3 protein-coding genes are annotated in these 5168 nt (G+C 71.8%); all 3 read left to right on the top strand.

Going from position 1 to position 5168, the window contains the following annotated elements:
- The first annotated feature begins 311 nt into the window (after positions 1 to 311).
- The 3 genes from L0B03_RS13565 to eno all read left to right on the top strand — a co-directional run bounded on the left by L0B03_RS13565 (position 312) and on the right by eno (position 5024).
- Positions 312 to 1868 carry a Re/Si-specific NAD(P)(+) transhydrogenase subunit alpha gene (locus L0B03_RS13565; protein WP_250446643.1) on the top strand — a complete coding sequence of 519 codons (1557 nt, stop codon included), beginning with the start codon at positions 312 to 314 and terminating at the stop codon, positions 1866 to 1868.
- Position 1869: 1 nt separating this feature from the next.
- Positions 1870 to 3276, top strand: coding sequence for a Re/Si-specific NAD(P)(+) transhydrogenase subunit beta (pntB, locus tag L0B03_RS13560; RefSeq protein ID WP_250446641.1), 1407 nt, complete (start codon positions 1870 to 1872; stop codon positions 3274 to 3276).
- Positions 3277 to 3746: 470 nt separating this feature from the next.
- Positions 3747 to 5024, top strand: a complete 1278-nt coding sequence (gene eno, locus L0B03_RS13555; RefSeq protein ID WP_250446639.1) for a phosphopyruvate hydratase — start codon at positions 3747 to 3749, stop codon at positions 5022 to 5024.
- The last annotated feature ends 144 nt before the right edge of the window (positions 5025 to 5168 follow it).

Here is a 5168-nt window from a genome sequence, read left to right as displayed (position 1 = left end):
CCGATTTGGATCCTGGCCCTGGCCGCCGAGGCCCACGAGCGCGGGCTCGACGCCGAAGGGGCCCTGCGACGGGCGGTCCGCCAGCTCGAGGACCGTCTGCGTCAGGCCGAGCAGGCCTGAGCCGCCCGAGGGGCCGGGGCGCGCGGGTGCCGTCCGTGCTCGGTCGCGCCGCCTCGGCGAAGGAGCCGGTCGGCTGCAGGTGTCCAGCCCGTGGACTGAGACCTACGTCCTCCTAGAAAGCGCTTTCCAGGACTACCGTCTAAGCGTGCACCGGGTTCCTGGCCCCGGCGCGATCAACGAGGAGAGACCTGATGAAGATCGGTGTGCCCCGGGAGTCCCGCCCGGGCGAGCGGCTCGTCGCCGCCACCCCCGCGACCGTCACCCAGCTGCGCAAGCTGGGCTACGACGTCGTCGTGCAGACCGGCGCCGGCGCTGCGGCGAGCTATCCCGACCAGGCCTACGCCGAGGCCGGGGCGACCGTGGTCGACGCGACCTCGGCGTGGGGGGCTGACGTCGTCACCACCATCGACGCCGCCCCTGCCGAGCGTGTCGCGGCCCTCGCCCCCGGCACCACCCTCATCTCGATGATGGCGCCCGCGGCCCACCCCGAGCGGGTCGAGGCGCTGGCCGCCGGCGGGCTGACGGCCCTCGCGCTGGACGCCGTGCCGCGGATCTCTCGCGCGCAGTCCATCGACGTGCTGAGCACCCTGTCGAACGTCGCCGGGTACCGGGCGGTGATCGAGGCGGCCGAGGAGTTCGGTGGCATGTTCACCGGCCAGGTCACGGCGGCGGGCAAGACCCCACCGGCCAAGGTCTTCGTCATCGGGGCCGGGGTCGCGGGGCTGGCGGCGATCGGCGCCGCCGGCAGCCTCGGCGCCCAGGTCCGGGCCTTCGACGTGCGGCCCGAGGTCGGCGAGCAGATCGAGTCGATGGGCGCGCAGTTCGTCCAGGCTGCCGCCGCCCAGCAGGAGGTCAGCGCCGACGGGTACGCCGGGGAGCTCACCGCCGAGCAGCAGCGGCTCACCGAGCAGATGTACGCCCAGGAGACCGCCCAGGCCGACGTCGTCATCACCACGGCCCTGGTCCGCGGCACCGCCCCCACCACCATCACGGCGGCCATGGTTGCCGCGATGCGCCCCGGCAGCGTGATCGTGGACCTCGCGGCCTCGGGGGGCGGCAACTGCGAGCTCACCGTGCCGGGGGAGCGGGTCGTCAGCGAGAACGGTGTGGTCGTCCTCGGCTGGACGGACCTGACCAGCCGCCTGCCCCGGCACACCTCGCAGCTCTTCGGCACCAACATCGTGCACCTCATGGCCCTGCTGACCCCCGAGCGCAACGGCGAGCTGACCCTCGACCTGACCGACCCCGTCCAGCGCGGCATGACGGTGGTCAGCGCGGGCGAGGTGCTCTGGCCCCCGCCGCCGGTGCAGGTCTCGGCAGCCCCGGCCCCCACGCAGGAGGCCGCGCCCCAGGTCGACCCGGCCGAGCAGGCCCGGATCGCCCAGGAGGCCGCCCGCCGTCGTCGGACCCGGCGCACGGTGACCGCAGGCCTCGGGGCCGTGCTGGCGATGCTGCTGCTCACGGTCTCCCCGGCCGAGACCCAGCAGCACCTCACCGTCTTCGGCCTCGCGGTGATCATCGGGTACTACGTGATCTTCAACGTGACCCACTCGCTGCACACCCCGCTGATGGCCCAGACCAACGCCATCTCGGGGATCATCCTGGTCGGCGCGCTGCTGCAGATCGGCTCGGCCAACCTCGTGGTGTCGACCATCGCGTTCGTGGCGGCCTCCGTCGCGAGCGTCAACATCTTCGGCGGGTTCCTGGTCACGTACCGGATGCTCGGCATGTTCCGGAAGGACACCTGACGTGCTCACCTCCCTCGTGCAGGCCGTGTACCTCGTCGCGGCGGTCCTGTTCATCCTCAGCCTCGCGGGCCTGTCCACCCAGGCCTCGGCCCGCCGTGGCAACCTCCTCGGGATGATCGGCATGGTGCTGGCTCTCGCCGCCACCGTCGTGCTGGCCCTCGAGAACGCCGAGCGGTCGCTGCTGGTGACCGCCGTGCTGATCGCCCTGGTCTTCGCGATCGGTGCCAGCGTCGGCGTGTGGCGGGCCCGCAGCGTCGAGATGACGCAGATGCCCGAGCTCATCGCGATCCTGCACAGCTTCGTCGGGCTCGCCGCGGTGCTGGTGGGCTTCAACTCCTACCTGACGGCGGCCCCGGACACGGTGCACCAGGTCGAGGTCTTCCTCGGCGTCTTCATCGGGGCGATCACCTTCACCGGGTCGGTCGTGGCCTACCTCAAGCTCTCGGCGAAGATGTCCTCCTCGCCGCTCATGCTGCCCCGCCGGCACCTGCTCAACCTGGTCGGCATCGTGGCCTCCCTGGGCCTCATGGCCTGGTTCGTCGCGCAGAACGCGCTGGTGCCGCTGGTCGTCATGACCGTCATCGCCCTGCTGGTCGGCTGGCACCTGGTGGCGTCGATCGGGGGCGGGGACATGCCCGTCGTCGTCTCGATGCTCAACTCGTACTCGGGCTGGGCCGCGGCCGCCGCGGGGTTCATGCTCGGCAACGACCTGCTCATCGTGACCGGTGCGCTGGTCGGCTCCTCGGGCGCGATCCTGTCCTACATCATGTGCCGGGCGATGAACCGGTCCTTCGTCTCGGTGATCCTCGGCGGCTTCGGTGCCGAGGGCGGCACGGTCTCGACGTCGAGCGGTGAGCAGGGCGAGCACCGCGAGACGACGGCGGTCGAGGTCGCCGAGTCCCTCGCCTCGGCGCGGACCGTGGTCATCACCCCGGGGTACGGCATGGCGGTGGCCAAGGCCCAGTACCCGGTGGCCGAGCTCGTGGCCAAGCTGCGGGCGGCCGGGGTCGACGTGCGCTTCGGCGTCCACCCCGTCGCGGGGCGGCTGCCCGGGCACATGAACGTGCTGCTGGCCGAGGCCAAGGTGCCCTACGACATCGTCCTGGAGATGGACGAGATCAACGACGACCTCGCCGAGACCGACGTCGTGCTCGTCATCGGTGCCAACGACACCGTCAACCCGGCGGCCCTCGACGACCCGGGCTCGCCGATCGCCGGCATGCCGGTGCTCGAGGTGTGGAAGGCGCGCGAGGTGGTCGTGTTCAAGCGCTCGATGGCCACGGGGTACGCCGGGGTGCAGAACCCGCTGTTCTTCCGCGAGAACACCGCGATGCTCTTCGGTGACGCCAAGGACCAGGTCGAGCAGATCACCCAGGCCCTCGCGGCCGCCGCGGTCCCCGTCCACTGAGCCGCCGGCCGCCGTCGCGCCGGCGTCCTCGCGGCGGTCCCTGAGCCCTCCCGCGGTGTCGGGGCCGATCGGGGTCACCATGCGACCCTGATCGACCCCGCTGTCCATCCGCCGTCGGGCTGGCGGCACGTCGGGGCCGATCGGGGTCACCACGCGACCCTGATCGACCCCGACGATCCGCGTTGCCTGCGTGGGGGGCGGTCCGACACCCGCGCCGGGGGGACGTCGGTGACCGGCGAGGGGGGCCCGCCAGGGGCTCGGGCAGGGACAGCCTGGTTGCCGTTCAGGAGAAGGACGGGTGCTGTTCGCTGCGCCACCCGTCGAACGTCCCGCCCGCGGCTCTGGACATCGCACTACTGTGGAACCCGGCCGGTTGACGAAGACCGGCGGCACGGGGTTCCCGGCCGCTGGGCGACGTCCAGCAGCCGGTCGGCCCGGAACAACCCAACCGTTCGTCCGAAGGAGCTTCCATGGCCACGATCGAGGCCGTAGGCGCCCGCGAGATCCTTGACTCGCGCGGCAACCCCACCGTGGAGGTCGAGGTCGCCCTCGACGACGGCACCATCGCTCGGGCCGGTGTGCCCTCGGGTGCCTCGACCGGTGCGTTCGAGGCCGTCGAGCGCCGTGACGGCGACAAGGGTCGCTACCTCGGCAAGGGCGTCCAGGACGCCGTCAACGCCGTCATGGACGAGATCGCCCCCGAGCTCATCGGCTTCGAGGCCACCGAGCAGCGCCTGGTCGACCAGGCCCTGATCGACCTCGACGGCACGCCCAACAAGGGCAAGCTCGGCGCCAACGCCATCCTCGGCGTCTCGCTCGCCGTGGCCAAGGCCGCTGCCGACTCGGCCGACCTGCCCCTGTTCCGCTACGTCGGCGGGCCCAACGCGCACGTGCTGCCCGTGCCGATGATGAACATCCTCAACGGTGGGTCGCACGCCGACTCCAACGTCGACATCCAGGAGTTCATGGTCGCGCCCATCGGTGCCACCACCTTCCGCGAGGCCCTGCGCACCGGCGCCGAGGTCTACCACTCCCTCAAGTCCGTGCTGAAGAGCAAGGGCCTGGCCACCGGCCTGGGTGACGAGGGTGGCTTCGCCCCCAACCTGCCGAGCAACCGCGACGCGCTGGACCTGATCCTCGTCGCGATCGAGAAGGCCGGCTTCACCCCGGGCACCGACGTCGCGCTGGCCCTGGACGTCGCCGCGACGGAGTTCTACTCCGAGGGCGCCTACCAGTTCGAGGGCAAGGCCACCACGCCCGCGGACATGATCGCCTTCTACGAGAAGCTCGTCGCGGACTACCCGCTGGTCTCGATCGAGGACCCGCTCGACGAGGACGCCTGGGCCGACTGGGCCGGGCTCGTCGCGAGCGTCGGCGACCGCGTGCAGATCGTCGGTGACGACCTCTTCGTGACCAACCCCGAGCGCCTCGCGCGGGGCATCAAGGAGAAGTCCGCCAACTCGCTGCTGGTCAAGCTCAACCAGATCGGCACCCTGTCCGAGACTCTCGACGCCGTGGCCATGGCCCAGCGGGCCGGCTTCACCGCGATGGTCTCGCACCGCTCGGGCGAGACCGAGGACGTCACGATCGCCGACCTGGCCGTCGCGACCAACTCGGGCCAGATCAAGACCGGTGCCCCCGCCCGTGGCGAGCGCATCAACAAGTACAACCAGCTGCTCCGCATCGAGGAGGAGCTCGACGACGCCGCGCGCTACGCCGGCGCGAGCGCCTTCCCGCGTCGCGGCTGAGCAGTCCCCGGCGCGTCAGCGTCACGCAGGTCCCGCAGGGCCCGGTCTCCACGACCGGGCCCTGCGGCCGTTCTGCGCCCGGCTGCGCCGGCTCGGGCGCGGCCTGACGGCCCAGCCCGTCTGAACGGGGCAGAATCAAGTCGG

Origin of the sequence: Actinotalea sp. C106, from assembly GCF_023630195.1 — a bacterium.
Lineage (GTDB): Bacteria > Actinomycetota > Actinomycetes > Actinomycetales > Cellulomonadaceae > Actinotalea.
This window is presented reverse-complemented; position numbering and strand designations above follow the sequence as displayed.